Source organism: Pseudomonas sp. P4_C4 (assembly GCF_056402055.1).
In genome coordinates, this window is record NZ_JBFUID010000002.1 from 104,304 (window position 1) to 130,293 (window position 25,990).

The window sequence follows — 25,990 nt, forward strand, 5'->3', positions numbered from 1 at the left end:
AATCAGAGATCGGCTGGCAGCGGTTCTTTCAGCCAGGTCAGGGCGTTCTTTTCCAGCGCGCCATCGCTCTTGGCGGTCACGAGGATCTGGTTGACCTTGTCCAGCAGCGCCGGCTCGTTCTTGTTAACGCCGACGTAGACCGGCGAATCCTTGAGCTTCACTTTCAGCGCCGGCACGCGTTTCGGGCTCTTCTCGCTGATCGCCACCATCACCACGTTGCCGCTGGCGATCAGGTCGACCTGGCCGGCCAGGTAGGCGGCAATGGTCGAGTTGTTGTCTTCGAAACGCTTGATGGTCACGCCTTCGGGGGCGACCTTGGTCAGCTCGATGTCTTCGATGGCGCCACGGGTGACGCTGATGGTTTTGCCCTTGAGATCGTCCAGGCCCTTGATGTTGGCGTCTGGCGGACCGAACACGGCGAGGTAGAACGGCGCGTAGGCGCGGGAGAAGTCGATGACTTTTTCGCGCTCCGGGTTCTTGCCGAGGCTGGAGATCACCAGGTCGACCTTGCCAGTGGTGAGGAACGGGATGCGGTTGGTGCTGTTGACCGGGGTCAGTTCAAGTTTGACCTTGAGCTGGTCGGCCAGCAGTTTCGCGGTGTCGATGTCGAGGCCGCGGGGTTGCATGTCCGGGCCGACCGAGCCGAACGGCGGGAAGTCCTGGGGCACGGCGACCTTGAGGACTCCGCGCTTGACCACATCGTCCAGACCGTCGGCGTGGGCGGGTGCCTGGCTCAGCATCAGGCTGGCAAACAGGGCAGCAAGGAGGGCGCTGTAACGCTGGGTCATGGCAAATCTCCGAATCGGCAAGAAGTGATTTCTGCGGATCGACAGAGCATGGGCCATGCCAACATGGGGTTTTGAGGGCGCCAGGGCGCGGTTTTGCTGGCGTCGCACGGTCTTACTGGTCTGAACAGTCAGGTTGCGTTTCGCACCCCGATGGCGCAGCCGTGAAAATCACCGAACCCCCATGGGGCACGACTTGCCGGGCGTCGCGAATAGCTTTACAACTGAGCGCACATTGGCCTGGTTCGTCTGGAAAACCATGAATTCGATCTCCCGTGCCGTACCTGAAGTGGCGTTGCAAGCCATCCGCAAACTGATTACCGAGCAGGGCTTCGGGCCGGGGGATGCCTTGCCCTCGCAACGGGAACTGGCGGTGCAATTGGGGGTTAGTCGGGCGTCGTTGCGCGAGGCGTTGTCATCGTTGAGTGCGCTGGGCGTGATCAGCATCCAGCCGGGCAAAGGCGTGTTCGTGCAGGCGCCGGTGGAGCTGCCGCGAGGCGAGGCAGCGCCAGGCTGGCCGTTCGCGGCGCAGGCTTCGCCGCTGGATATCTTCCAGTTGCGCTATGCGCTGGAGGGGTTTGCCGCGGGGCTGGCGGCCGTGACCTTGAGCACCGATGAACTCGATGCACTGGAAGACAATGTCGCCGCCATGCGCAACGAACTGAAAGCCGCCGATTTCGAAGCGGCGGCGCGCCTGGACTTCGAATTCCACCGCCGCATCCTGCTGGCCAGCGGCAATCAGGCGATGCTGAGCATCCTGACTGCCAGCGCCGACATCTTCCTGGAGAGCCAGAAGCTACCGTTCATCCGGGCCGAGCGGGCCATGGAAACCTGGCAGGAACACCGCAAGATCCTTCGCGCGCTGGCTCGCCGAGTCTCTGGCGCCGCGCAGAAAGCCATGCACGAGCATGTGCGTAACGCGGCGTTGCGCACCGGAATCGCCTTCGTCGCTCCCGCCACGGCGTGACCTGGGCTATACCCAAACTCATGGAACACCATAGCGAGACTCAATCAACTGCACCTTCCTGAACGAGGGAAGGGCAGCTATGATGGGCCACGTTTTTTTGCTTACAACCCTGGAGAATTCCATGAGCAGCGATCTTATCAAACACGTTAGCGACGCTAGCTTCGAGGCCGACGTACTCAAGGCTGAAGGCGCTGTACTGGTCGATTACTGGGCTGAGTGGTGCGGCCCTTGCAAAATGATCGCTCCTGTTCTGGACGAAATTGCCGAGACCTACAAAGGCAAGCTGACCGTTGCCAAGCTGAACATCGACGAAAACCAGGAAACCCCGGCCAAGCATGGCGTGCGCGGTATCCCGACCCTGATGCTGTTCAAGAACGGCAACGTTGAAGCGACCAAGGTCGGCGCACTGTCGAAGTCGCAACTGGCTGCTTTCCTCGACGCCAACATCTAAGCGTCGCTGTAAAGTTTCCTGAAAAAGCCCCGCAAATAGCGGGGCTTTTTGCGTATTCAGGGCTAGACGCTCCTAAACTCAGGTGGTACATTCGGCCCCGCACTGGTTTCTCCATTGCCCCCTGCTAGCCGTCGCCGACGCACTCCTTTTCGAATAAGTACGCGATCCTGTCGCCTTCTCTGCGGCGCGGCCTCATTAAGCCAAAAGCTTAATTTCCCCCCTCCATAAATGATTACGTCATTCCTATATGAATCTGACTGAACTCAAGCAAAAGCCGATTACCGAACTGCTCGAATTGGCCGAACAGATGGGCATAGAAAATATGGCCCGTTCGCGCAAGCAGGACGTGATTTTCTCCCTGCTCAAGAAGCACGCGAAAAGCGGTGAGGAAATCTCCGGTGATGGCGTGCTGGAGATTCTCCAGGACGGCTTCGGCTTCCTGCGCTCCGCTGACGCTTCCTATCTCGCAGGTCCAGACGATATCTATGTCTCGCCGAGCCAGATCCGTCGTTTCAACTTGCGCACCGGTGACACCATCGTTGGCAAGATCCGTCCTCCAAAGGAAGGCGAGCGTTATTTCGCGCTGCTCAAGGTCGACACGATCAACTACGATCGTCCCGAGAACGCGAAAAACAAGATTCTCTTCGAGAACCTGACCCCGCTGTTCCCGACCGTGCGCATGAAGATGGAAGCCGGCAACGGTTCCACCGAAGACTTGACCGGTCGTGTCATCGACCTGTGCGCCCCGATCGGTAAAGGCCAGCGCGGCCTGATCGTTGCACCGCCGAAAGCCGGCAAGACGATCATGCTGCAGAACATCGCGGCAAACATCGCTCGTAACAATCCTGAAGTTCATCTGATCGTATTGCTGATCGACGAACGTCCGGAAGAAGTGACCGAAATGCAGCGCACCGTGCGCGGCGAAGTGGTTGCCTCGACGTTCGACGAGCCGCCAACCCGCCACGTGCAGGTTGCCGAAATGGTGATCGAGAAGGCCAAGCGCCTGGTCGAGCACAAGAAAGACGTGGTGATCCTGCTCGACTCCATTACCCGTCTGGCTCGCGCCTACAACACCGTGATCCCGAGCTCCGGCAAGGTACTGACCGGTGGTGTCGATGCCCACGCCCTGGAGAAACCGAAGCGTTTCTTCGGCGCTGCGCGGAACATCGAAGAAGGCGGCTCGCTGACCATCATCGCTACCGCGCTGGTAGAAACCGGCTCGAAGATGGACGAAGTGATCTACGAAGAATTCAAAGGCACCGGCAACATGGAACTGCCGCTGGATCGTCGTATCGCTGAAAAACGCGTGTTCCCGGCCATCAACATCAACCGTTCCGGCACCCGCCGCGAAGAGTTGCTGACCGCCGACGACGAGCTGCAGCGCATGTGGATTCTGCGCAAGCTGCTGCACCCGATGGATGAAGTGGCTGCCATCGAGTTCCTGGTCGACAAGCTGAAGACGACCAAGACCAACGATGAGTTCTTCCTGTCGATGAAACGCAAGTAAGTCGAGCAGGCACAAAAAGCCGGGGAAACCCGGCTTTTTGCTATCCGATTTTTGATCGGGCGGCAGTTCGTGGTTCTGAACCGAAGGGTTCGGCGCTAAACTGCCTGCCCCGAACGCCACGGCCAACACGAGGCTTACGCATGCAGTATCGCGACTTGCGCGACTTTATCAGCGGGCTGGAACAGCGCGGTGAACTCAAGCGCATTCAGGTTCCGGTGTCCCCAGTGCTCGAAATGACCGAGGTCTGTGACCGCACTTTGCGCGCCAAAGGCCCGGCCCTGCTATTCGAAAAACCCACCGGTTATGACATTCCTGTGCTCGGCAACCTGTTTGGCACCCCCGAGCGCGTGGCGCTGGGCATGGGCGCCGAGGCGGTCAGCGAACTGCGCGAAATCGGAAAGCTGCTGGCGTTCCTCAAAGAACCCGAGCCACCGAAAGGCTTGAAGGATGCCTGGTCCAAGCTGCCGATCTTCCGCAAGATCATTTCGATGGCGCCGAAAGTCGTCAAGGACGCGGTGTGCCAGGAAGTGGTCATCGAAGGCGACGACGTCGACCTGGCGATGTTGCCGGTGCAGACCTGCTGGCCGGGCGACGTTGGCCCGTTGATCACCTGGGGCCTGACCGTCACCAAAGGCCCGAACAAGGATCGCCAGAACCTCGGCATCTATCGTCAGCAAGTGATCGGTCGCAACAAGGTCATCATGCGCTGGCTGAGCCACCGTGGCGGCGCGCTGGATTACCGCGAATGGTGCGAGAAGCATCCCGGCCAGCCGTTCCCGGTTTCCGTGGCATTGGGCGCGGACCCGGCGACCATCCTCGGCGCCGTGACCCCGGTGCCCGACAGCCTTTCCGAATACGCTTTCGCCGGCCTGTTGCGCGGCAACCGCACCGAGCTGGTGAAATGCCGCGGCAATGACCTGCAAGTGCCGGCCACCGCCGAGATCATCCTCGAAGGCGTGATCCATCCAGGCGAAATGGCCGATGAAGGCCCGTACGGTGACCACACCGGTTACTACAACGAAGTCGACAGCTTCCCGGTATTCACTGTCGAGCGCATCACCCACCGGATCAAACCGATCTACCACAGCACCTACACCGGCCGTCCACCGGATGAGCCGGYGATTCTCGGCGTTGCGCTGAACGAAGTGTTCGTGCCGATCCTGCAGAAGCAGTTCCCGGAGATCACCGATTTCTACTTGCCGCCCGAAGGCTGCTCGTACCGCATGGCCATCGTGACCATGAAGAAGTCGTATCCGGGCCACGCCAAGCGGGTAATGCTGGGTGTCTGGTCGTTTTTGCGACAGTTCATGTACACCAAGTTCGTTATCGTCACCGACGACGATATCAACGCCCGGGACTGGAACGACGTGATCTGGGCCATCACCACGCGCATGGACCCCAAGCGCGACACGGTGATGATCGACAACACGCCGATCGACTATCTCGACTTTGCCTCGCCGGTGTCCGGCCTGGGGTCGAAAATGGGCCTCGATGCCACGCATAAATGGCCGGGCGAAACCACCCGCGAGTGGGGCCGAGTCATCGTCAAGGACGATGCCGTGACCCAGCGGATCGATGCCATCTGGAATCAGTTAGGAATAGATTGATGCGTGTAACCTTGCAGCCCTCCGGAGCAGTGCTTGAGATATTGCCCGGTGAGCGGATTCTCGATGGCGCACGACGTTTGGGCTACGAATGCCCGCAAAGCTGCCGCAACGGCAATTGCCACGTGTGCGCGGCACTGCTGGTGGAAGGCCGGGTCGAACAGACCGGCGATGTGCGTGATCATGGCGAGTTCTACACTTGCATAGCGGAGCCGCTGGAAGACTGCATCGTGCTGTGGGATGGCGTGCTCGCGCTGGGAGAACTGCCGGTGCGCAGCGTGTCGTGTCAGGTCATTGAGTGCAAGGACGTGGGCGGCGACACCTGGCGCGTGCGTCTGCGGGCTCCGGCCGGTAAACCGCCGCGCTACCATGCCGGCCAGTACCTGATGATCGAACGCGAGAACGGCGAAAAGTCCGCCTTCTCCCTCGCCTCGGCACCACATGCTGGGCGCGACCTGGAAATCCATGTACTGGCGCGCGAATCCAGTGCGTTGAGCCTGATCGAACAGCTTCAGCGCAACAGCATGGTGCGGGTCGAGTTGCCGTTTGGCGATACCCACCTGGAGGAGTTGCCGGACGGTCCTCTCGTGCTGATCGCCGCTGGCACCGGCATGGGCCAGGTCCACGGCCTGATCGAACATTGCCGGGCCTCGGGTTTCAAGCATCCGGTGCATCTGTATTGGGGTGTGCGTCGCCCAGAAGACTTTTATCAAGTCGAGCATTGGGACGAATGGCTGAAACTGCCCAACCTGTTCCTGCACAAGGTCGTCAGTGATCAATGCGGTTGGGAAGGGCGTTGCGGCATGTTGCATGAAGCGGTCTGTGAAGACTTCCCTGACCTCAAGTCGCTGCATGTGTACGCCAGTGGCTCTCCGGCCATGGTCTACGGCACGCTGGATGCGCTGGTGGAAGCGGGAATGGATGCGCATCAGATGCGTGCCGACGTTTTTGCCTACGCGCCACGCTCGTAGGTCAGCGTGGGATCAGAAGCGCACGCCAGTGGTCACCATGGCGGCGTTGAAGCCGAGCAACACCAGCTCGGCTGCCACCGGACCGTAATGTGTGCCCAGTGAGGGGATGATCACCGGTGCGACCCCGAAGCGATTCAGGGGGATCTTGTCCTTATGTTTGCCACGGTAGCCTTCCAGCAGGCCGCCCGTGAATTTGATATACACGGGATAGGAGGCGCTTTCGTAGCGTTTACCCGCGTAGACATAATGTGAGCGCTGACTGTACGAATTGCGAAAAGTGGCAGCGCCAAACAGCCAGTCGGACGCGTCGATACGTTCAAGACCAATAAGATCCTGATTGTTGTTGTGCCTGGGGTCGGGCGAATAGTGCTTCGTATAAACACTGGTCTGCAAATACCAGGAGCCGGTGTCCTTTGAGCTTGCATGCTGTGCCAGCGCCAATGGCGCCAAGACCATCAATAGCACTGCGTAAAACCATGGTTTTTTCATCGGCGGCCCCCTGTGAAGGCAGTCTGGCTTGCGCCTGTGTGGCCGTTATACGCGACGCCCGATGGAGGCCAGAAGGCGGCAAATCTGAAGGGGGAGTAGGACGTTTCTGATAAGCGGCTTTATTCCCGGAAGGACTCAATGCTTATGCATATTTCATTCTGGTATTTAAGATATTTGCAGAATGACATTAGGGTATATAAACAGTCAGGCAAACGTCCTTTATCACTTTTCGTTTTACCTTTACTGCTATATGTTCTATTACATTAATAGTGTTTACATTTTGTAATGCTTGCGGGGCCGAACAACTGTTGCCATGAGCGCCATTGAATCTGCTTTTTTGAATCTGGCTTACCCTCCGCGGCTCGATCTGGGGCCGCAACTCACTCACGAACAACTGCTCAGCTCGATGCAATCGACCATGGCGCGCCACAAGGGCGGGCCGGTCTGGTTGTTTGCGTATGGTTCGCTGATCTGGCGCCCTGAATGCACAGCGGTTGAGCGGGTTCGCGGCCGGGTGCATGGCTATCATCGCGGGTTGTACCTGTGGTCCCACGAACATCGTGGCACCCCGGAAATGCCCGGCCTGGTGTTTGGCCTGGATCGCGGTGGCTCTTGCAGCGGTTTCGCCTATCGCTTGCCCGAAGAGCAACTCGAAGCGTCGCTGTACGCACTTTGGCAGCGCGAGATGCCATTCCCTTCCTACCGCCCGCACTGGCTCAACTGCCGTCTCGAAGATGGCAGCCAGGTACAGGCATTGGGCTTTGTGCTGGAGCGACACCTGCCCAGCTATGCCGGCAACCTGCCGGACCATGTGCTGAGCCATGTGTTCGAAAACGCCTGCGGGCGCTACGGCACCACTCGCGATTATGTCGAGCAGACCGCGCATGCCCTGCGCAGCCACGCCATGCCAGACCGGAATCTGGAGGCGCGGCTCAAGCGCTGTAAATCAAAGTCCGCCTGGACGAATGCCACGCTGCCCTGACTGGCGACTGGTTCGTAACACATGAGCTTTTTGCCTGAGTATCTTCGCAAGGTGCTTGGGTCCACGCGCCAATGAAAAGCGATCTGAACGGCGTCTTTCGAAGTTCAGATCGCTTGCCTCGGCTCAGCGAACCTGCACAACAACCTTCCCGACAGCCTTGCGCTGACCAAGATCATTGATGGCCTGCGCCGCATTGTCCAGCGGATAAACCTGTGACACCAGCGGCTTCAATTTGCCTTCGGCAAACCAGCCAAACAGTTGCTGGAAGTTCGCGGCGTTGTCCTGTGGCTGACGTTGGGCGAAGGAGCCCCAGAACACACCGAGTACCGCTGCGCCTTTGAGCAGCGCGAGGTTCACCGGCAATTCGGGAATGCGCCCGCTGGCGAAGCCGACCACCAGCAGGCGGCCGTTCCAGGCGATGGCACGGATGGCCTGGTCGAACAGGTCACCGCCCACCGGATCGTAGATCACGTCAGCGCCCTGGCCATCGGTCAGGCGCTTGATTTCGTCCTTCAGGCTGGTTTCGCTGTAGTTGATCAGTTCGTCGGCGCCGGCGGCCTTGGCCACGGCGAGTTTCTCTGCGCTGCTGGCTGCGGCGATCACCCGGGCGCCCATGGCTTTGCCGATTTCCACCGCCGCCAGGCCGACACCGCCGGAGGCACCAAGCACCAGCAGGGTTTCGCCCTGTTGCAGGTTGCCGCGCTGCTTCAGGGCATGCATCGAGGTGCCGTAGGTCATGCTGAAGGCGGCGGCGGTGTTGAAGTCCATGGACGGCGGGATCGGCAACACGTTGTAGCCCGGCACGGCGACCTGTTCGGCAAAGCTGCCCCAGCCGGTCAGGGCCATGACCCGGTCACCGACTTTCAAGTGGCTGACCTTTTCGCCCACAGCGCTGACCACACCGGACGCTTCGCCACCGGGAGAGAACGGGAAGGGCGGCTTGAACTGGTATTTGCCCTCGATGATCAACGTGTCGGGGAAGTTGACCCCGGCGGCGTGCACGTCCAGCAGGATTTCATTCTTCTTCGCGACAGGACTGGCGACGTCTTCCAGCACCAGCGATTCGGCAGGGCCGAAGGCTTTGCACAGCACGGCTTTCATCAGGGCTATTCCTTTGGAAGTGATGGCCGATAAGTGTAGGTGTGTGAGTTGATGGGTCAACGAGCATGCCTGGCCCTGATAGTCAGCCATAAGCTTGTGCTGGCGTGACGGGTCGTTATGCTAGGCCGCAAACCGGATAAGGAGCGAATTTTGAAAGCGTGGATCATGTTGATGCTGGCCCTGTCTCTGCCTGTGACAGCGGTGGCCGAAGAAGCCAAAGAGGATACAGCTCCGAAGGTCAGTTACATCACCCTGAGCCCGCCGTTCGTGGGTAACTACGGGCTGGACGGCACGCCGAAACTGAAGGTCTACAAGGCCGATGTGGCGTTGCGGGTGACCGGTGACGAGGCGGCCAAAGCGGTGAAGGCCAATGAACCTTTGATCCGCAATCAATTGGTCGCGCTGTTCGCCCAGCAGACTACCGAGACGATGAACAACGTCGAGGCCAAGGAAAAGCTGCGTCAGGAAGCCTTGAAACAGACCCGGCAGATCATGAATGATGAAACCGGTAAGCCGGTGGTTGAGGATTTGTTGTTCAATAACCTCATCATTCAGTAAGTCTTCTATTGCGTGAGCTGGCGTCATCGTCGGAACGCCGCCCGGAGCAAGCTCGCTCCCACATTGGATTTGTGTTGCAGCACAATTACATGTCCACTGCAGAATCCTGTGGGAGCGAGCTTGCTCGCGATGAGGCCAGTCCAGGCGATAAATGACTCAAGGCTTTAAGGCAATCACCGCCGCCCATTGCTCCGGCGTCACCGGCATCACCGAAAGCCGCGAGCCTTTCTGCACCAGCGGCAACTCGGCCAGCGCCGTCTGCTGCTTCAGGTAATCCAGCTTCAACACCCGGACAAACGTCTCGACATGCGCGACATCGATCGCGCTCCAGGCATTTTTGTCCGGGGTGGCCTTCGGGTCAAAATAATGGCTCTCCGGCTCCAGTGCCGTCGGGTCCGAATACGCGGCTTCGACAATTTTGCCGATTCCGGCGATGCCCGGCTCAGGGCAGCTGGAATGGTAGAAAAAGAACTCGTCCCCCACTGCCATGGCCCGCAGGAAATTGCGTGCCTGATAGTTGCGAACTCCGTCCCAGCGCGCTTTTCCGAGCTTTTCCAGTCCTTTTATCGAGAGTTCGTCGGGCTCGGATTTCATCAGCCAATAGGCCATGTCTTTTGCTCCTTGCGAGGTGATTGAGCCGCTTGTCGGCGATTTTATGACAAACCGACAGTCGGTTGACGTCAGCATTTGCGCAGCGGTTCACGTTGTCGCAAAATGCCGGCCTTTAAAGCTTGACGCTGCTGCACGGCCTATAAACGGAAACCGCTGCTGTCATCGTGTAGATATGCCTTTGGGGGGTAATCGATGAAACGCAAACCGGATTTACTATGGATTTTGGTCATTTTGTTTGGCCTTGGCGTCGTGACCACTGGCTATGCCCAAAGCCTGTGGGCCAGCAAGACCGATGCACCAGTCGAGCTCGCCCAATTGCAGCAACAGTCGACCGCCTTCAAGCGCTGATCCTGTTGCCTCGGCGCCGCTGATCGAAGTGGCGCCTAGCCTGCGTAATACCAGGCCTTGTCCGTCACCGTTCCTTGCAGCGGCACATCCCAGCTTGCCTGAGCCAATCGCCCCACCTTCTGACATTCATGGGCCAGCCCCAACAGCGTCGGCTTGCGCCAGTCATTTCGTCGCGCCAGGTAGGCCAGGCTCCGATCGTAGAAGCCGCCGCCCATTCCCAGACGTCCGCCGACATCGTCAAACCCCACCAATGGCAACAGCACCAGGTCCAGCGCCCAGATCTTGCGTTGCCGGGCGAGGTTGGCCCGTGGTTCGAGAATGCGGAAGCGGTTGGGTTTGAGTTTTTCCCCGGGACGGATGCGCTGGAACACCATTTTGGTTCGCGGCCAGGCGCTCAGCACCGGTAGATAGGTGGCTTTGCCCCGGCGCTGCGCGGCGCGCAGCAACAGGCGCGGATCGATTTCACCGTCGGTGGGCAGGTAGAGCGAGATGTGTCTGGCGCGGCGGAACAGCGGTTGCTGGGCCAATTGCTTGTACAGCCCGCGAGCGGCCTGGCGCTGCTGACTGGGTGTCAGTGCGCGGCGGGCCTTGCGCAGCATGCGTCGAAGTTGCGGGCGGGGGAGCAGCGCAGGTTCGGTCATGTATTCGGGCTTCAACAATGCGGATACGTGGAGCGTACCCGTAAAAACGCCAATGCCGGTATCAAAACCGGCATTGGACTGAAATCAGGCTCCCCGAATGTGCCGCTGTCGACTTAGCCCTTGAACCCGAAAGTTCAAGGTGGAAGATGCAGTAGGCTTTAAGGCTTTCCGTCTAGCGGACATGCACACCAGCCCAACGTGCAACCTCCAGGGTATAGCAAATCGGCTCAGGGACATCGCCAACTGGCAAGCACCCCAGGGAGTGAGGGGATTATACCGCAAGTGGTGGCGCGAATCAGCCTTTGGTGACGTCCGGATCGGTGGCAAGCGCCAGATCGACGCGATCGAGCAGGTCGCGCACCTGTTCGCGGGTCGAACCGCTGGCCTGGATATCCGGGCGATCTTCCTTGTGCAGCAGGTCGTGGGTGATGTTCAGCGCTGCCATCACGGCGATACGGTCAGCGCCGATGACTTTGCCGCTGCTGCGGATCTCGCGCATCTTGCCGTCCAGATAACGGGCGGCGCTGATCAGATTACTGCGCTCTTCCTGAGGGCAGATGATCGAATACTCTTTGTCGAGGATCTGCACGGTGACGCTATTGCTTGAACTCATGAGTCTTGCTCCAGGGCCTTGAGGCGCGAAATCATCGATTCGACCTTACGCCGGGCGATTTCGTTTTTTTCAATGAGGTGCGCGCGTTCCTCGCGCCAGGTCTTTTCCTGAGCTAGTAAGAGTCCGTTTTGACTCTTAAGTTGCTCGACTCGGGTAATCAGTAGTTCGAGTCTGGCCATCAGCGCTTGCAGATCGGTGTCTTCCATTGTGTCCACTGAGTTCGTGTCTGACCGGAGGTAGCGGGCGGACCCCTGTAGGAGCGAGCTTGTTCCGGGCGGCGTTCCGACGATGAACTTGAGAACGCCGCGGAGTGTCAGGTACCCAGCGTTATCGTTGACGACCATCGTCGGAACGCCGCCCGGAACAAGCTCGCTCCTACAGGGGTAGTCGATGTAGGATACAAGGCCTTCATTCTAGACATAGCGCCGTCTGGCGCCTAGCTACCCATGACCATTCAGAATTCCCCGTACCAAGCCTTCGCCACCCTGCTGACTTCCAGCGGTCACAACGTCTCGCCTGCCGAACTGCACGGCCTGCTGCTCGGTCGCAGTTGCGCCGGTGCCGGTTTCGATGCCGAAGGCTGGCTGATCGACGCCGCCGAACTGCTCGAAAGCGAGCCTCAAGCCAACGTTCGCAGTGCCCTGATCGGCCTGCAAGAGATGGTTGAAGGCGAGCTCACTGGTGATGACGTGACGGTCGTTCTGTTGCTGCCAACTGACGACGCTCCGCTCATCGAGCGTGCCGCCGCACTGGGCCAATGGTGCCAGGGCTTCCTCAGCGGCTTCGGCCTGAACTGCCGTGACAGCAGCGCACTGAGCACCGAGGCCACCGAAGTGCTGCAGGATCTGGCCGCCATTTCCCAGGTGCAAGACGCGCTGGAAGAGTCCGAAGACGGCGAAACCGACTATATGGAAGTCATGGAGTACCTGCGCGTCGCGCCGTTGCTGCTGTTCTCCGAGACCAAAAAAGACATGCCGGCCGCCAAACCGTCGCTGCACTAATCGTTGCCAGGGAACGCCATCTGCCCATGATCCACATCCCGAAATCGGAATACAGCCGTCGCCGCAAGGCCCTGATGGCGCAGATGGAACCCAACAGCATCGCCATCCTGCCCGCCGCCGCGGTGGCCATTCGCAACCGCGACGTCGAGCACGTCTACCGCCAGGACAGCGACTTCCAGTACCTCAGCGGTTTTCCCGAGCCCCAGGCCGTACTGGTGTTGATGCCGGGGCGAGTGCATGGCGAATACATTCTGTTCTGCCGCGAGCGCAACGCCGAGCGTGAGTTGTGGGATGGCCTGCGTGCCGGGCAAGAAGGCGCGATTCGCGACTTCGGCGCCGACGACGCCTTTCCGATCACCGATATCGACGACATCCTGCCGGGCCTGATCGAGGGCCGTGACCGGGTGTATTCGGCCATGGGCAGCAACCCCGAATTCGACCGCCACCTGATGGAGTGGATCAACGTGATCCGCTCCAAGGCCAACCTCGGTGCCCAGCCGCCGAACGAATTCGTTGCCCTGGATCATCTGCTGCACGACATGCGCCTGTATAAATCGGCGGCAGAAGTGAAAGTGATGCGCGAGGCGGCGCGGATTTCCGCCCGGGCGCACGTGCGGGCAATGCAGGCCTGTCGCGCCGGGTTGCACGAATTCAGCCTGGAAGCCGAGCTCGATTACGAATTCCGCAAGGGCGGGGCGAAGATGCCGGCCTACGGGTCGATCGTCGCGGCGGGGCGCAACAGTTGCATCCTGCATTACCAGCAGAATGACGCAGTGCTCAAGGACGGGGATCTGGTGCTGATCGACGCCGGTTGCGAGATCGACTGCTACGCCAGCGACATCACCCGGACCTTTCCGGTCAGCGGCAAGTATTCAGCGGAACAGAAAGCGATTTACGAATTGGTGCTGGCTTCCCAAGAGGCTGCCTTTGCCGAAATCGCCCCGAACAAACACTGGAATCAGGCGCATGAAGCCACGGTCCGGGTCATCACGGCCGGGCTGGTCAAGCTGGGACTGCTCCGGGGCGACGTCGACGAACTGATTGCCAGCGAAGCCTACAAAGCGTTTTACATGCACCGCGCCGGCCACTGGCTGGGTCTGGATGTACATGACGTCGGCGAATACAAGGTCGGCGGCGAATGGCGCGTGCTGGAAGTCGGCATGGCGCTGACCGTGGAGCCGGGGATCTATATCGCTGCGGACAACCAGAGCGTGGCGAAGAAATGGCGCGGCATTGGCGTGCGCATCGAGGACGACGTAGTGGTCACCAAAACCGGTTGTGAAATATTGACGGGCGGCGTGCCGAGAACGGTCGCCGAGATCGAGGCCCTGATGGCCGCCGCGCGGACACAAACGGCATGAGTCGAGTCAATCTGGCAATTATCGGTGGCGGGCTGGTCGGTGCGAGTCTGGCGCTGGCCTTGCAAGCTGGAGCCAAGGCCCGGGGCTGGAAAATCGTGCTGATCGAACCGTTCGCCCCCGGCGACACGTATCAACCGAGTTATGACGCCCGTTCTTCGGCGTTGTCCTTCGGCTCCCGGCAAATTTATCAACGGCTGGGTGTCTGGCAGGAAATCTCCCGCCGCGCCGAGCCGATCAAGCAGATTCATGTTTCCGACCGTGGGCGTTTCTCGACGGCGCGGTTGTCGGCGATGGAAGAGGGCGTTCCTGCGCTGGGTTATGTCGTTGAAAACGCCTGGCTCGGCCAATGCCTTTGGCAAGGCGTGGACAAGGACGTGATCAGTTGGCGCTGCCCGGCGGAAGTCACCCGCATGGAGCCGCTGACCGATGGCTATCGCCTGACCCTCAACGATGAAACCACTCTGGAATGCGACCTCGCGGTGCTCGCCGATGGTGGCCGCTCCGGTCTGCGCGAGCAATTGGGGATCGGCATCAGGAAGCGTCCGTACAACCAGAGCGCGCTGATCGCCAACATCACTCCGAGCGAAGCCCACAACGGCATGGCTTTCGAGCGTTTCACCGACGAAGGCCCGATGGCGTTGCTGCCGCTGCCGGAAAACCGCTGCGCACTGGTCTGGACCCGCCTGGGGATGGATGCGCAACGTTTGGCTTCGCTGGATGAACGCAGTTTCCTTAGCGAGTTGCAGGCGGTGTTCGGATATCGCCTTGGTACGTTGAAACAGGTCGGTGCGCGGCATCTGTATCCGCTGACACTGGTCGAGGCTGAAGAACAGGTGCGCCCGCATTTGGCGATTCTCGGCAACGCGGCGCACAGCCTGCATCCGATTGCCGGCCAGGGGTTCAACCTGTCCCTGCGCGATGCCCAGGCCCTGGCCGATACCTTGCTCGCCAGCGAAAAACCATTGGGCGACTTCGCCACGTTGCAGGCCTATCGCGAACGCCAGCGTCTCGATCAGGACCTCACCGTGGGTTTCTCCGATCAGGTCACGCGCCTGTTCGGCAGTACCCAGCCGCTGGTATCCCTGGGGCGCAACATCGGACTGCTCGGCCTCGACCTGTTGCCACCGGCCAAACGCTGGTTTGCCCGACAGGCGATGGGTTTGGGTACGCGTCCAGGTGCGTAACTGGTTGATCCGCCGATTCGGCAAGGCGCGATTGATAAAAATACCTGCCGCAATTGCAGGTCGACATTCATGACGGCGCCGGCCACTTGGTGGCGCGGGTCGGAAAAACCCTTTACGTGCGGCTCAAGCCGCAAGAGAGACAGGCTTAAAGCATGGAAATGCGCGCAGATCTGCTGATTGTCGGAGCCGGAATGGTCGGCAGCGCCCTGGCGCTGGCGTTGCAGGACAGCGGGCTGGAAGTCCTGCTGCTGGACGGCAGCCCCATGAGCGTCAAACCGTTTAACGCTCAGGCCGCGTTTGAACCGCGGGTGAGCGCCCTGTCGGCCGCCAGCCAGCGGATTCTCGAACGCCTCGGCGTCTGGGATGGTATCGCCGGGCGGCGCAGCAGCCCCTACACCGACATGCAGGTCTGGGATGGCAGCGGCACCGGGCAAATCCACTTCTCGGCGGCCAGCGTGCATGCCGAGGTGCTGGGGCATATCGTCGAGAACCGCGTGGTCCAGGATGCCTTGCTCGAGCGCCTGCACGATTGCGATTTGGGGTTGCTGGCCAATGCGCGCCTGGAACAGATGCGCCGCTCCGGCGATGACTGGCTGCTGACCCTGGCCGATGGCCGCACCCTGCGCGCGCCGCTGGTGATCGCAGCGGATGGCGCCAACTCGGCGGTGCGGCGCCTGGCCGGGGTCGTGACTCGCGAATGGGATTATCTGCACCATGCCATCGTCACCAGCGTGCGTTGCGCCAAACCGCATCAAATGACGGCTTGGCAGCGTTTCACCGACAACGGTCCGTTGGCATTTCTGCCCCTTGAGCGCGATGGCCAACAGAATTGGTGTTCGATCGTCTGGTCAACCACGCCCGGCGAAGCCGAACGTCTGATGGCAATGGATGACCAGGGTTTCTGCAAGGAGCTGGAGCGGGCCTTTGAAGGTCGGCTCGGCGAAGTACTGAGCGCCGACCCGCGCCTGTGTGTCCCCCTGCGTCAGCGGCATGCCAAACGTTATGTGGCTGAAGGTCTGGCGTTGATCGGTGACGCGGCCCACACCATTCACCCGTTGGCTGGGCAGGGTGTGAATCTCGGATTCCTCGATGCCGCCGTGCTGGCCGAAGTGTTGCTGCAAGCGGCAACACGAGGCGAACGTCTGGCAGATGTGAAAGTCCTCAGTCGTTACGAGCGTCGGCGCATGCCTCACAACCTGGCACTGATGGCGGCGATGGAAGGCTTCGAGCGACTGTTCCAGGCCGATCCGTTGCCGGTGCGTTGGTTGCGTAATACCGGGTTGAAAATGGTTGAGAAAATGCCGGAAGCCAAGGCGCTGTTCGTGCGTGAGGCGTTGGGGTTGACCGGGGATTTGCCGGCGTTGGCCAAGGCCTGAAATTTTTGTTGAGGTTAAAGGCCCCATCGCGAGCAAGCTCGCTCCCACAGGAATTCAGGTGTTAATGCAATTTGTGTGAACGCTGGAGAACCCTGTGGGAGCGAGCTTGCTCGCGATGGTGGCAGCTCGGTCACCTCATACTCCAGCTCAAGCAACATCTCGTAACTCCTCCGCTGGCAGCTTCGATTGAGAACCTAAATGTGAGTCCTTATCATTTGCCCTCATTTTCAATCGAGGGACCGCTCCCATGTTGGCACCAACGCGTCTACTGACCGCACTGGCCCTGACCCTGATCGGCAGCACCGCCGCCCAGGCCGCTGACGAGGTGGTGGTCTACTCCTCGCGAATCGACGAGCTGATCAAGCCAGTATTCGATGCCTACACCGCCAAGACCGGTGTGAAGGTGAAGTTCATCACCGACAAGGAAGCGCCGCTGATGCAGCGGCTCAAGGCCGAAGGCGCGAATACGCCGGCCGACCTGCTGCTCACCGTCGATGCCGGCAACCTCTGGCAGGCCGAGCAGATGGGCATCCTCCAGCCGTTCACCTCGAAAACCATCGACGCCAACATTCCGCTGCAATACCGGGCCGCCTCTCATGCCTGGACTGGCCTGAGCCTGCGGGCGCGGACCATTGCCTACTCCACTGATCGGGTAAAGCCGGGTGAACTGACCACCTACGAAGCGCTGGCCGACAAGCAATGGGAAGGCCGCCTGTGCCTGCGCACGGCGAAGAAGGTCTACAACCAGTCCCTGACCGCGACCATGATCGAAGTGCACGGCGCCGAGAAGACCGAGGAAATCCTCAAGGGCTGGGTCAAGAACCTGTCCACCGACGTGTTCTCCGACGACACCGCCGTGCTGGAAGCGATCAACGCCGGCCAGTGCGACGTTGGAATCGTCAACACCTACTACTACGGTCGCCTGCACAAGCAGAAACCAGACCTGCCGGTGAAACTGTTCTGGCCGAACCAGGCTGACCGTGGCGTACACATCAACCTGTCAGGTATCGGCCTGACACAACACGCGCCACACCCGGAAGCGGCCAAGGCCCTGGTGGAGTGGATGACCACCCCTGAAGCGCAGAAAATCTTTGCCGACGTGAACCAGGAGTTCCCGGCCAACCCGGCGGTGGCACCGTCTGAAGAAGTGGCGGCCTGGGGCAAATTCATTGCCGATACCTTGCCGGTGGAAATTGCCGGCAAGCGCCAGGCTGAAGCGATCCGCATGATGGACAGGGCTGGCTGGAACTGAGTCGGTTTTAAAAAAGCTAAAGATCGCAGCCTTCGGCAGCTCCTACAGGGTGATCATCAACCCAATGTAGGAGCTGCCGCAGGCTGCGATCTTTTTGCGTTTTCCCTAAACTCCAAGATTTATCCAGAGAGCTTTTCCTTGGCCCATCCCGCCCAACGCCGCTGGTATCCAGTCGTCTTCGCCATCGCGGCTTTGGTCCTGTTGCCCCTGAGCGTTCTGCTGCTTTCCTGGCAAACCATCGACGTTCAAATCTGGTCCCACCTGTGGGACACGCAGATGCCGCGCCTGCTGGGCAACACGCTGACGCTGGTGCTTGGTGTCGGTGCGGGAGTCACCCTGCTGGGCGTCAGCCTCGCCTGGCTGACCAGCCTTTGTGAATTCCCCGGCAGGCGCTGGCTCGATTGGGCGCTGATGCTGCCCTTCGCGATACCGGCCTACGTGCTGGCGTTCGTGTTTGTCGGCCTGCTGGATTTCGCCGGGCCCGTGCAAAGCCTGCTGCGCGAGTGGTTCGGTAGTGGTCTGCGACTGCCACGCGTGCGCTCCACGGGCGGGGTGATTGTGGTGTTGGTGCTGGTTTTCTATCCCTATGTATATCTGCTGGCCCGCACGGCCTTCCTCGCCCAGGGCAAAGGCCTGATGGAGGCGGCGCGGGTCCTTGGCCAATCGCCCTGGCAAGCGTTCTGGCGGGTAGCTCTGCCCATGGCGCGGCCAGCCATCGGTGCAGGGGTGGCATTGGCACTGATGGAAACCCTGGCGGACTTCGGCGCCGTGTCGGTGTTCAATTTCGATACCTTCACCACGGCCATCTACAAGACCTGGTATGGTTTTTTCAGCCTGTCATCCGCCGCGCAACTGGCCAGTCTGTTACTGCTGGTGGTGATGCTAGTGCTGTATGGCGAACGGCGTGCTCGCGGGGCCAACCGGGCGAGCAACGAGCGACCACGGGTCAAGGCGCTGTATCACCTGCGAGGCTTCAAGGCACTGGCAGCCGTGACATGGTGCGGGCTGGTATTTGCCTGCGCCTTTGTCATTCCAATGCTGCAACTGATGGTGTGGTTCTGGCAGCGTGGGCGCTTCGATCTCGACGAGCGTTATACCGGGTTGATCGTCCATACCTTGTATTTGGGGGCGATGGCGGCGTTGATCACCGTAAGCGTTGCCTTGTTACTGGCATTCGCCCGACGACTGGCGCCCACCCGGGTCATTCGTTCCGGGGTCAGTCTGGCCAACCTGGGTTACGCCTTGCCCGGTTCGGTGCTGGCGGTGTCGATCATGCTGGCGTTCAGTTACCTGGATCGCGAGCTGGTGATCCCGCTCTCGGGCTGGCTCGGTGGCGCGGGCAAGCCGCTGCTGCTGGGCAGTCTGTCGGCGTTGTTGCTGGCCTATCTGGTGCGCTTCATTGCGGTGGCCTATGGGCCACTGGAAAGCAGTCTGGCACGTATACGGCCATCTTTGCCCGAAGCGGCACGTAGCCTGGGCGTCAGTGGGCCACGACTGTTTTTCAAAGTGTATCTACCGTTGTTATTACCCGGCACGCTGAGCGCCGCGCTGCTGGTGTTCGTCGATGTGCTCAAGGAAATGCCCGCAACCTTGCTGATGCGCCCGTTTGGCTGGGACACGCTGGCGGTGCGAATCTTCGAAATGACCAGCGAAGGCGAATGGGCGCGGGCGTCTTTGCCGGCATTGACCCTGGTGCTGGTCGGGCTGTTACCGGTCATCGGGTTGATTCGGCGTTCAGCACATCGAAACAGCTAGGTGTCAGTCCTACACCTTGCGGCTACAATGCGCGGCATTCGGTGCGGTCCGTCTGACAGACCAGGTAGCTGAAATCGGCTGAAGGCCCTTGTTTCAAGGCATTCAGTCCGTGCAGCACCTGCCCGCACCTTCGCCACGCCCGGAAGGAGAAACCCATGGGACAGCGTACGCCTCTGTATGACCTTCATCTCGCACTTGGCGCGAAGATGGTCGATTTTGGCGGTTGGGACATGCCTCTGCATTATGGATCGCAGGTCGAGGAACACCATCAGGTGCGCCGCGATTGCGGTGTCTTCGATGTATCCCACATGACCGTGATCGACGTCGGTGGCTCCCAGGCAAAAGCCTGGCTTCAGCATTTGCTGGCCAATGATGTCGAACGCCTGCACAGCCCCGGCCGTGCGTTGTACAGCACCATGCTCAACGAGCAGGGCGGGATCGTCGACGACATGATCGTCTACCGTCTCGATGCGGGTTATCGCCTGGTGGTCAACGCCTCCACTCGCGATCAGGACCTTTCCTGGATGCAAGCGCATCTCGACGGTTTCGACGTGCAACTTCGCGAACGTTCCGAGTTGGCGATGCTGGCCATCCAGGGCCCCCACGCCCGGCAGAAAATTGCCGAGCTGGTCAGCCAGTCCCGCGGCAACCTGATCCAGCTACTCAAGCCCTTCGAAGGCCTGCCCGATGGTGACTGGTTCATCGCGCGCACCGGTTATACCGGCGAAGACGGCCTGGAAATCATTCTGCCCGCTGATCAGGCGCCCGGCTTTTTCAACGATCTGGTCGGAGCCGGGATTTCTCCCATCGGCCTTGGCGCACGGGATACCTTGCGGGTCGAAGCCGGCATGAACCTTTACGGTCAGGACATCCAGCAAGATGTTTCACCATTGGCCTCCAATATGGCCTGGACCATCGCCTGGGAGCCTGCCACCCGGCAGTTCATCGGGCGCAAGGCCCTGGAAGCCGAAAAGGCCGCCGGTGTGCAGCACAAACTGGTCGGTCTGGTCCTTGAGGAGCGCGGGGTTTTACGTGCTCATCAGGTGGTCCGTATCGCCGATGTTGGCGAAGGGGAGATCACCAGTGGTAGTTTCTCTCCTACGCTAAGCAAGTCGATTGCACTGGCGCGCGTGCCGATGGCTACTGCCGACCGCGCTGAAGTGGAAATCCGTGGCAAGTGGTACCCGGTCCGAGTGGTCAAACCGACCTTCGTACGTCACGGCAAAACCTTGATCTAACCTTTTCTGGCGGGCATGCCCGCCGACCCTTTTCCTGAGGACACAGAACATGAGCGATATCCCTGCCGACCTGCGTTTTGCCGAAAGTCACGAATGGGCACGTCTGGAAGCCGATGGCACCGTCACCGTGGGCATCAGCGATCACGCGCAGGAAGCGCTGGGTGATGTGGTATTTGTCGAGCTGACTGAAGTCGGCAACGTGTTTGCTGCCGGTGATCAGTCGGGTGTCGTTGAATCGGTTAAAGCCGCTTCCGACATCTACTCCCCGATTGCCGGTGAAGTGATCGCGGTCAACGAAGAGCTGAGCGCTTCGCCGGAACTGCTCAACAGCGACCCGTACGGCGCGTGGATCTTCAAGATCAAGCCAAGCAACACCGCCGAGCTGGAAAAACTGCTGGATGCTGCCGGCTACAAGGCTGCCATCGGCGAGTAATGCTCGCCCCGTAGGAGCTGCCGAAGGCTGCGATCTTTTGATCTTGTTTTTAAAATCAAAGTCAAAAGATCGCAGCCTCCGGCAGCTCCTACAAAGGCCGAATCAAGGCTGAGTCAAGGCCGCAAGACGGCCTTCACGGCCGCCACCGAACGCTCGACATCGGCTTTGCTCATCGCCGTGAACATCGGCAGCGAGACAATCAGCCGACCGACCCGCTCGGCGACCGGGAACATGCCTTCCTTGAATCCACGCTCGCGGTAAAGGCTCAACAGGTGAATCGGCGGGTAGTGATAGCCGATCCCGACACCCAATGCCTGCATCTGCTCCATGAAAGTCGCCCGCGCCGGTTTGCCGTCCGTACGTTCCGGTAATACCAGCTGGAACAAATGCCAGTTGCTGTGGGTAAAATCCGCCGGAGGCAATTGCGCGCCGTACTGCGCTTCGAAATCCTCGCCAAAGCAGGCGAAATAGTGCCGGGCCAGGTCACGGCGATGAGCGGTAATGGTTTCGATATGAGCGAATTGCCCAAGGCCAATGGCCGCGGCGACGTCGGTCATGTTGAATTTGCCACCCAGCACGTCGACGTCCAGGCCATCGAAGCCGTTGCGGGTAACGCCCTGCAGCCGGTACTTCTCTGCCAGTCGTACTTCTTCGGCCGTATTCAGCACCAGGCAACCGCCCTCGGAGGAGGTGACGTTTTTGTTCGCCTGGAAACTGAAGGACACGAAATCCCCCGTCGAGCCAATGCGCTGGCCGTTCCAGCTGGAGCCGAGTGCCTGGGCCGCATCTTCGACGATCCGCAGGCCGTGCTTTTTCGCCAGGGCGTACAACCGCGTCATGTCCACCGGCAACCCGGCGAGGTACACCGGGATGATGGCTTTGGTGCGAGGGGTAATCGCCGCTTCCAGTTGATCCAGATCGATATTGCGGGTCACCGGGTCGATGTCGGCAAACACCGGGGTGGCGCCGACCTCCAGAATGACGTTGGCGGTGGCCACCCAGGAAATCGGCGTAGTGATCACTTCATCGCCCGGCCCGACCCCGGCAATGCGCAAGGCGATTTCCATGGTGCAGGTGCCGGAATTGAAGGTGCGTACCGGGCGCCCACCGAAATACTCCGAAAGTTGCGCTTCGAAGGCCTGGACCTTGGGGCCGCTGGTAATCCAGCCCGAGCGCAATACCTCGCCGACGGTGGCAATCGTGGCTTCATCGATGGTGGGTTTGGAAAACGGCAGGAAAGGCAGTTGGCTCATGGATACAGTCACCCGATCAGCGGACATTAAGTTGGCGACGGACATGATGATCCGGATTGGTCGACCGCGCCACGTCATCCACGCGAAGATCGACTGCTATGCTGTTTTGACCGTGTTGCATCGACGCCGAGCGCCAGTCAAGAGAGAGCCCGTCATGTCCCAATTGCCGTCCCTGAGCCAGTTACGCGACCCCAATGCCTTTCTGCGCCGTCACCTCGGACCCGATGCCGCCGAGCAACAGGCGATGCTCGACAGCCTCGGCCTGGGCAGTCGGGTCGAATTGATCGAGCAAACGGTGCCGCCGGGCATCCGCCTCAACCGGGCGCTGGACCTGCCCCCGGCACTCGATGAAGAGGCCGCGCTGGCCAAGCTGCGTGGTTATGCCGAGCAGAACCAGGTCTGGACCAGCCTGATCGGCATGGGCTACCACGGCACCCTCACACCGGCCGTCATACTGCGTAACGTGCTGGAAAATCCCGGCTGGTACACCGCATACACCCCCTATCAGCCGGAGATCGCACAAGGGCGGCTCGAGGCGCTGCTGAACTTCCAGCAACTGACCATCGACCTGACCGGTCTGGAACTGGCCAATGCCTCTCTGCTCGATGAGGCCACCGCCGCGGCGGAGGCCATGGCCCTGGCCAAGCGGGTCGCCAAGTCCAAAAGCAACCTGTTCTTTGTCGACGAAAACTGCCACCCGCAAACCATTTCCGTGGTGCAGACCCGCGCTGAAGGTTTCGGCTTCGAGCTGATCGTCGACGCTGTGGATAACTTGAAGCAGCACCAGGTGTTCGGCGCGCTGCTGCAATACCCCGACACCCACGGTGAAATCCACGACCTGCGGCCGCTGATCGATCACCTGCACGCGCAACAGGCCCTGGTATGTGTCGCCACGGATTTGCTGAGCCTGTTGTTGCTGACCCCGCCGGGTGAACTGGGTGCCGATGTGGTGTTCGGCTCGTCCCAGCGATTTGGCGTGCCCATGGGTTACGGCGGGCCGCACGCGGCATTTTTTGCCAGTCGCGATGAATACAAGCGAGCGATTCCCGGGCGGATCATCGGTGTTTCAAAAGATGCGCGGGGCAACACCGCCCTGCGCATGGCCCTGCAAACCCGCGAGCAACACATCCGCCGGGAGAAGGCCAACTCCAATATCTGCACGGCCCAGGTGCTGCTGGCCAATATCGCCAGTTTCTATGCGGTCTACCACGGCCCGGAAGGGCTCAAGCGGATCGCCCAGCGGGTTCATCGACTGACCTGCATCCTTGCCGCCGGACTTGAACGCAACGGTATCACCCGGGTCAACCGGCACTTCTTCGACACCCTGACGCTGGAGGTCGGCGGAGCCCAGACAGCGATCATCGAAAGTGCCCGGGCCGCACAGATCAACCTGCGCATTCTCGGGCGCGGCCAACTGGGCCTGAGCCTCGACGAGGCCTGCGACGAAGGCACCGTGGCGAAGCTGTTCGACGTGTTTCTGGGAGCCGATCACGGGCTCAGCATCGACGCCCTGGATGCCGAAGTCTTGCCTGGCGGAATTCCCGAAGGGCTGGCGCGAACTTCGCCTTATCTGCGCCATCCGGTGTTCAGCGCCCATCACAGCGAAACCGAGATGCTGCGCTACCTCAAGCAACTGGAAAACAAGGACCTGGCGCTCAATCAATCGATGATCCCGCTGGGCTCCTGCACCATGAAGCTCAATGCCACCAGCGAGATGATCCCGATTACCTGGCCGCAGTTCGCCAACCTTCATCCGTTCGTGCCCAAGGAACAGGCCGTCGGGTACGGGCTGATGATCGAAGAACTGGAACGCTGGCTGTGCGCGATCACCGGTTTCGACGCGATCTGCATGCAGCCCAACTCCGGTGCTCAGGGCGAATACGCCGGGCTGCTGGCGATCCGCAAATACCATGAGAGCCGTCAACAGGGTGGCCGCGACATTTGCCTGATTCCTTCGTCGGCTCACGGCACCAATCCGGCGTCGGCGCAAATGGCCGGGATGCGCGTGGTGATCGTCGAATGTGACGAGGCGGGCAACGTCGACCTCGATGACCTCAAGGAAAAAGCCGCGCAGGCGGCAGACAAACTTGCCTGCCTGATGGCGACCTATCCTTCGACCCATGGCGTGTATGAGGAAGGCATCAGCGAAATCTGTGAAGTGATCCACCATCACGGCGGTCAGGTGTACATGGATGGCGCCAACCTCAACGCCCAGGTCGGGCTGGCGCGGCCGGCCGATATTGGCGCCGATGTCTCGCACATGAACCTGCACAAGACCTTCTGCATTCCCCATGGTGGCGGTGGGCCGGGCATGGGGCCGATTGGTGTTCGGGCGCATCTGGCGCCGTTCGTGGCCAACCATCCGGTGGTGCCGATCGACGGACCGCACCCGCAAAATGGCGCCGTCAGCGCAGCGCCCTGGGGCAGCGCAAGCATTCTGCCGATCAGCTGGATGTACATCGCCATGATGGGGCCGCAACTGGCGGACGCCAGCGAAGTGGCTATCCTCGCCGCGAACTACCTGGCGCGGCATTTGTCCGGTGCCTTCCCGGTGCTCTACACCGGGCGCAACGAGCGGGTGGCCCACGAATGCATTCTCGACCTGCGACCGCTCAAGGCGTTGACCGGCATTACCGAAGAGGACGTGGCCAAGCGCCTGATGGACTACGGCTTCCATGCCCCGACCATGTCGTTTCCGGTGCCGGGGACGCTGATGGTCGAGCCGACCGAAAGTGAATCGAAGGCGGAACTGGACCGTTTCATCGGGGCGATGCTGAGCATCCGCGCGGAAATCAACGAGGTGCAAAATGGTAACTGGCCGGCTGAAGAGAACCCGTTGAAAGGTGCGCCGCATACGTTGGCCGACATCACCGGCGTGTGGGAGCGGCCGTACAGCATCGTGCAAGCGGTCACGCCGGACGCGCACACCAAGGCTCACAAGTATTGGCCGGTAGTGAACCGGGTGGACAATGTGTATGGGGACCGGAATCTGTTTTGTGCCTGTGTGCCGGTGGATGATTACCGCTGACCTCCCAGGCAACACATGACTCCCACAGGGGGGGCTCGGTGAACATGGGATTTGTGTTCGCAAGGCAAAAAAATGCCGCTCATGTGAGCGGCATTTTTCATTCGCAACGCTTACTTCGAAGCCACGGCATTCTTCGCCAGAATCGCGTTCGCCAACTCCATGTCCGTGGCTTGCAGGCCAGGATTGTCGGCGCGGACTTTCTGCATGGCCGCTTCCAGGTACGGGCCGCGGATACTGCCATCACTGGCGACGAAGCTGCTGGCATCGTCCTGAGCCGCGACGACCATCTTGTTATCCTTGGATGTCAGATAGCTCGAACCGGTGGTTGCACCGGAGGTAAGAACGTTACGCCAAAAAGTATCGGCCATCGCCGAACCGACAGGCAGGGACAACAGCGCGACGGTAGCGACAGCAAGTTTGAAACGCATGACAGGGTGACTCCACTGGGTTGACTACGCGGTTGGATTGCCAACCCCCAAT

26 protein-coding genes, 1 other RNA gene and 1 pseudogene are annotated in these 25,990 nt (G+C 60.4%); 18 read left to right on the forward strand and 10 right to left on the reverse strand.

All coding sequences use genetic code 11. The features are described 5' to 3' along the window. Nucleotides 1-2 precede the first annotated feature (2 nt). Nucleotides 3-788 (reverse strand): transporter substrate-binding domain-containing protein, encoded by a 786-nt coding sequence (locus tag AC1DXW_RS02045; protein WP_477754648.1) that lies wholly within the window; start codon nucleotides 786-788, stop codon nucleotides 3-5. Between the two features lie 256 nt (nucleotides 789-1,044). Between AC1DXW_RS02045 and AC1DXW_RS02050 the strand changes: the two genes are divergently transcribed. The 5 genes from AC1DXW_RS02050 to AC1DXW_RS02070 all read left to right on the forward strand — a co-directional run bounded on the left by AC1DXW_RS02050 (nucleotide 1,045) and on the right by AC1DXW_RS02070 (nucleotide 6,285). Further along, on the forward strand, nucleotides 1,045-1,752 hold the full coding sequence (locus AC1DXW_RS02050) for a FadR/GntR family transcriptional regulator (RefSeq protein WP_477754649.1): 708 nt from the start codon (nucleotides 1,045-1,047) through the stop codon (nucleotides 1,750-1,752). Between the two features lie 121 nt (nucleotides 1,753-1,873). Further along, nucleotides 1,874-2,203, forward strand: coding sequence for a thioredoxin TrxA (trxA, locus tag AC1DXW_RS02055; RefSeq protein WP_003206727.1), 330 nt, complete (start codon nucleotides 1,874-1,876; stop codon nucleotides 2,201-2,203). Between the two features lie 247 nt (nucleotides 2,204-2,450). Next, complete coding sequence (gene rho, locus AC1DXW_RS02060; protein ID WP_046039047.1) at nucleotides 2,451-3,710, forward strand: transcription termination factor Rho; 1,260 nt, start codon at nucleotides 2,451-2,453, stop codon at nucleotides 3,708-3,710. Nucleotides 3,711-3,850: 140 nt separating this feature from the next. Beyond that, nucleotides 3,851-5,317, forward strand: coding sequence for a 4-hydroxy-3-polyprenylbenzoate decarboxylase (ubiD, locus tag AC1DXW_RS02065; RefSeq protein ID WP_477759737.1), 1,467 nt, complete (start codon nucleotides 3,851-3,853; stop codon nucleotides 5,315-5,317). Then, nucleotides 5,317-6,285 carry a CDP-6-deoxy-delta-3,4-glucoseen reductase gene (locus AC1DXW_RS02070; RefSeq protein WP_477754651.1) on the forward strand — a complete coding sequence of 323 codons (969 nt, stop codon included), beginning with the start codon at nucleotides 5,317-5,319 and terminating at the stop codon, nucleotides 6,283-6,285. Before ubiD ends, AC1DXW_RS02070 begins: the two co-directional genes overlap by 1 nt. Before the next feature lie 12 nt (nucleotides 6,286-6,297). On the opposite strand, the gene AC1DXW_RS02075 is transcribed toward AC1DXW_RS02070, so the two are convergent. Further along, entirely contained in the window at nucleotides 6,298-6,774 is a 477-nt protein-coding gene (locus tag AC1DXW_RS02075) for a sn-glycerol-3-phosphate transporter (RefSeq protein WP_477754652.1), read from the reverse strand. Between the two features lie 313 nt (nucleotides 6,775-7,087). On the opposite strand from AC1DXW_RS02075, the gene AC1DXW_RS02080 reads away from it, so the two are divergent. Continuing rightward, nucleotides 7,088-7,756 carry a gamma-glutamylcyclotransferase gene (locus AC1DXW_RS02080; protein WP_477754653.1) on the forward strand — a complete coding sequence of 223 codons (669 nt, stop codon included), beginning with the start codon at nucleotides 7,088-7,090 and terminating at the stop codon, nucleotides 7,754-7,756. Nucleotides 7,757-7,879: 123 nt separating this feature from the next. Here AC1DXW_RS02080 and AC1DXW_RS02085 read toward each other — a convergent pair whose 3' ends face one another. Further along, nucleotides 7,880-8,857: an NADPH:quinone oxidoreductase family protein gene (locus AC1DXW_RS02085; protein WP_477754654.1), complete on the reverse strand. Its 978-nt coding sequence runs from the start codon at nucleotides 8,855-8,857 to the stop codon at nucleotides 7,880-7,882. Nucleotides 8,858-9,007: 150 nt separating this feature from the next. On the opposite strand from AC1DXW_RS02085, the gene AC1DXW_RS02090 reads away from it, so the two are divergent. Continuing rightward, complete coding sequence (locus AC1DXW_RS02090) at nucleotides 9,008-9,415, forward strand: flagellar basal body-associated protein FliL (RefSeq protein ID WP_477754655.1); 408 nt, start codon at nucleotides 9,008-9,010, stop codon at nucleotides 9,413-9,415. Nucleotides 9,416-9,571: 156 nt separating this feature from the next. On the opposite strand, the gene AC1DXW_RS02095 is transcribed toward AC1DXW_RS02090, so the two are convergent. After that, on the reverse strand, nucleotides 9,572-10,024 hold the full coding sequence (locus AC1DXW_RS02095) for an EVE domain-containing protein (RefSeq protein WP_477754656.1): 453 nt from the start codon (nucleotides 10,022-10,024) through the stop codon (nucleotides 9,572-9,574). Nucleotides 10,025-10,219: 195 nt separating this feature from the next. Between AC1DXW_RS02095 and AC1DXW_RS02100 the strand changes: the two genes are divergently transcribed. Continuing rightward, nucleotides 10,220-10,375 (forward strand): hypothetical protein, encoded by a 156-nt coding sequence (locus tag AC1DXW_RS02100; RefSeq protein WP_007978897.1) that lies wholly within the window; start codon nucleotides 10,220-10,222, stop codon nucleotides 10,373-10,375. A 35-nt stretch (nucleotides 10,376-10,410) separates the two neighbouring features. Here AC1DXW_RS02100 and AC1DXW_RS02105 read toward each other — a convergent pair whose 3' ends face one another. The 4 genes from AC1DXW_RS02105 to AC1DXW_RS02120 all read right to left on the reverse strand — a co-directional run bounded on the left by AC1DXW_RS02105 (nucleotide 10,411) and on the right by AC1DXW_RS02120 (nucleotide 11,835). After that, a complete protein-coding gene (locus AC1DXW_RS02105; RefSeq protein ID WP_477754657.1) occupies nucleotides 10,411-11,016 on the reverse strand; it encodes a 5-formyltetrahydrofolate cyclo-ligase in 606 nt (201 codons plus the stop codon). Nucleotides 11,017-11,102: 86 nt separating this feature from the next. After that, nucleotides 11,103-11,281, reverse strand: a non-coding RNA gene (gene ssrS, locus AC1DXW_RS02110) — 6S RNA. A 30-nt stretch (nucleotides 11,282-11,311) separates the two neighbouring features. Continuing rightward, nucleotides 11,312-11,629 (reverse strand): cell division protein ZapA, encoded by a 318-nt coding sequence (locus tag AC1DXW_RS02115; protein WP_477754658.1) that lies wholly within the window; start codon nucleotides 11,627-11,629, stop codon nucleotides 11,312-11,314. After that, a complete protein-coding gene (locus tag AC1DXW_RS02120; RefSeq protein ID WP_007982902.1) occupies nucleotides 11,626-11,835 on the reverse strand; it encodes a TIGR02449 family protein in 210 nt (69 codons plus the stop codon). Before AC1DXW_RS02120 ends, AC1DXW_RS02115 begins: the two co-directional genes overlap by 4 nt. 240 nt (nucleotides 11,836-12,075) lie before the next feature. On the opposite strand from AC1DXW_RS02120, the gene AC1DXW_RS02125 reads away from it, so the two are divergent. The 9 genes and pseudogenes from AC1DXW_RS02125 to gcvH all read left to right on the forward strand — a co-directional run bounded on the left by AC1DXW_RS02125 (nucleotide 12,076) and on the right by gcvH (nucleotide 21,229). After that, complete coding sequence (locus AC1DXW_RS02125) at nucleotides 12,076-12,630, forward strand: YecA/YgfB family protein (protein ID WP_477754659.1); 555 nt, start codon at nucleotides 12,076-12,078, stop codon at nucleotides 12,628-12,630. A gap of 26 nt (nucleotides 12,631-12,656) precedes the next feature. Further along, nucleotides 12,657-13,991 carry a Xaa-Pro aminopeptidase gene (pepP, locus tag AC1DXW_RS02130; protein WP_477754660.1) on the forward strand — a complete coding sequence of 445 codons (1,335 nt, stop codon included), beginning with the start codon at nucleotides 12,657-12,659 and terminating at the stop codon, nucleotides 13,989-13,991. Then, entirely contained in the window at nucleotides 13,988-15,175 is a 1,188-nt protein-coding gene (gene ubiH / locus AC1DXW_RS02135) for a 2-octaprenyl-6-methoxyphenyl hydroxylase (RefSeq protein WP_477759738.1), read from the forward strand. The genes pepP and ubiH overlap by 4 nt, the downstream gene beginning before the upstream one ends. Before the next feature lie 38 nt (nucleotides 15,176-15,213). Then, nucleotides 15,214-15,324 (forward strand): annotated as a pseudogene (locus tag AC1DXW_RS02140) (tetrameric acyl-CoA thioesterase); the annotation flags it as partial. Nucleotides 15,325-15,333: 9 nt separating this feature from the next. Then, entirely contained in the window at nucleotides 15,334-16,551 is a 1,218-nt protein-coding gene (locus tag AC1DXW_RS02145) for a 2-octaprenyl-3-methyl-6-methoxy-1,4-benzoquinol hydroxylase (RefSeq protein ID WP_477753095.1), read from the forward strand. A gap of 247 nt (nucleotides 16,552-16,798) precedes the next feature. Continuing rightward, nucleotides 16,799-17,803: an extracellular solute-binding protein gene (locus tag AC1DXW_RS02150; RefSeq protein WP_477753092.1), complete on the forward strand. Its 1,005-nt coding sequence runs from the start codon at nucleotides 16,799-16,801 to the stop codon at nucleotides 17,801-17,803. Between the two features lie 138 nt (nucleotides 17,804-17,941). Beyond that, complete coding sequence (locus AC1DXW_RS02155; protein ID WP_477753091.1) at nucleotides 17,942-19,558, forward strand: ABC transporter permease; 1,617 nt, start codon at nucleotides 17,942-17,944, stop codon at nucleotides 19,556-19,558. Nucleotides 19,559-19,713: 155 nt separating this feature from the next. Further along, a complete protein-coding gene (gene gcvT, locus AC1DXW_RS02160) occupies nucleotides 19,714-20,796 on the forward strand; it encodes a glycine cleavage system aminomethyltransferase GcvT (RefSeq protein ID WP_477753090.1) in 1,083 nt (360 codons plus the stop codon). A 49-nt stretch (nucleotides 20,797-20,845) separates the two neighbouring features. After that, entirely contained in the window at nucleotides 20,846-21,229 is a 384-nt protein-coding gene (gene gcvH, locus AC1DXW_RS02165) for a glycine cleavage system protein GcvH (RefSeq protein ID WP_477753089.1), read from the forward strand. A 113-nt stretch (nucleotides 21,230-21,342) separates the two neighbouring features. Here the strand turns inward: gcvH and AC1DXW_RS02170 are convergent, their stop codons facing one another. After that, nucleotides 21,343-22,482 (reverse strand): DegT/DnrJ/EryC1/StrS family aminotransferase, encoded by a 1,140-nt coding sequence (locus AC1DXW_RS02170; RefSeq protein ID WP_477753088.1) that lies wholly within the window; start codon nucleotides 22,480-22,482, stop codon nucleotides 21,343-21,345. Between the two features lie 154 nt (nucleotides 22,483-22,636). Between AC1DXW_RS02170 and gcvP the strand changes: the two genes are divergently transcribed. Next, entirely contained in the window at nucleotides 22,637-25,510 is a 2,874-nt protein-coding gene (gene gcvP, locus AC1DXW_RS02175) for an aminomethyl-transferring glycine dehydrogenase (protein ID WP_477753087.1), read from the forward strand. Between the two features lie 110 nt (nucleotides 25,511-25,620). Here the strand turns inward: gcvP and AC1DXW_RS02180 are convergent, their stop codons facing one another. Next, a complete protein-coding gene (locus AC1DXW_RS02180; protein ID WP_477753086.1) occupies nucleotides 25,621-25,938 on the reverse strand; it encodes a DUF2388 domain-containing protein in 318 nt (105 codons plus the stop codon). Between the last annotated feature and the right edge of the window lie 52 nt (nucleotides 25,939-25,990).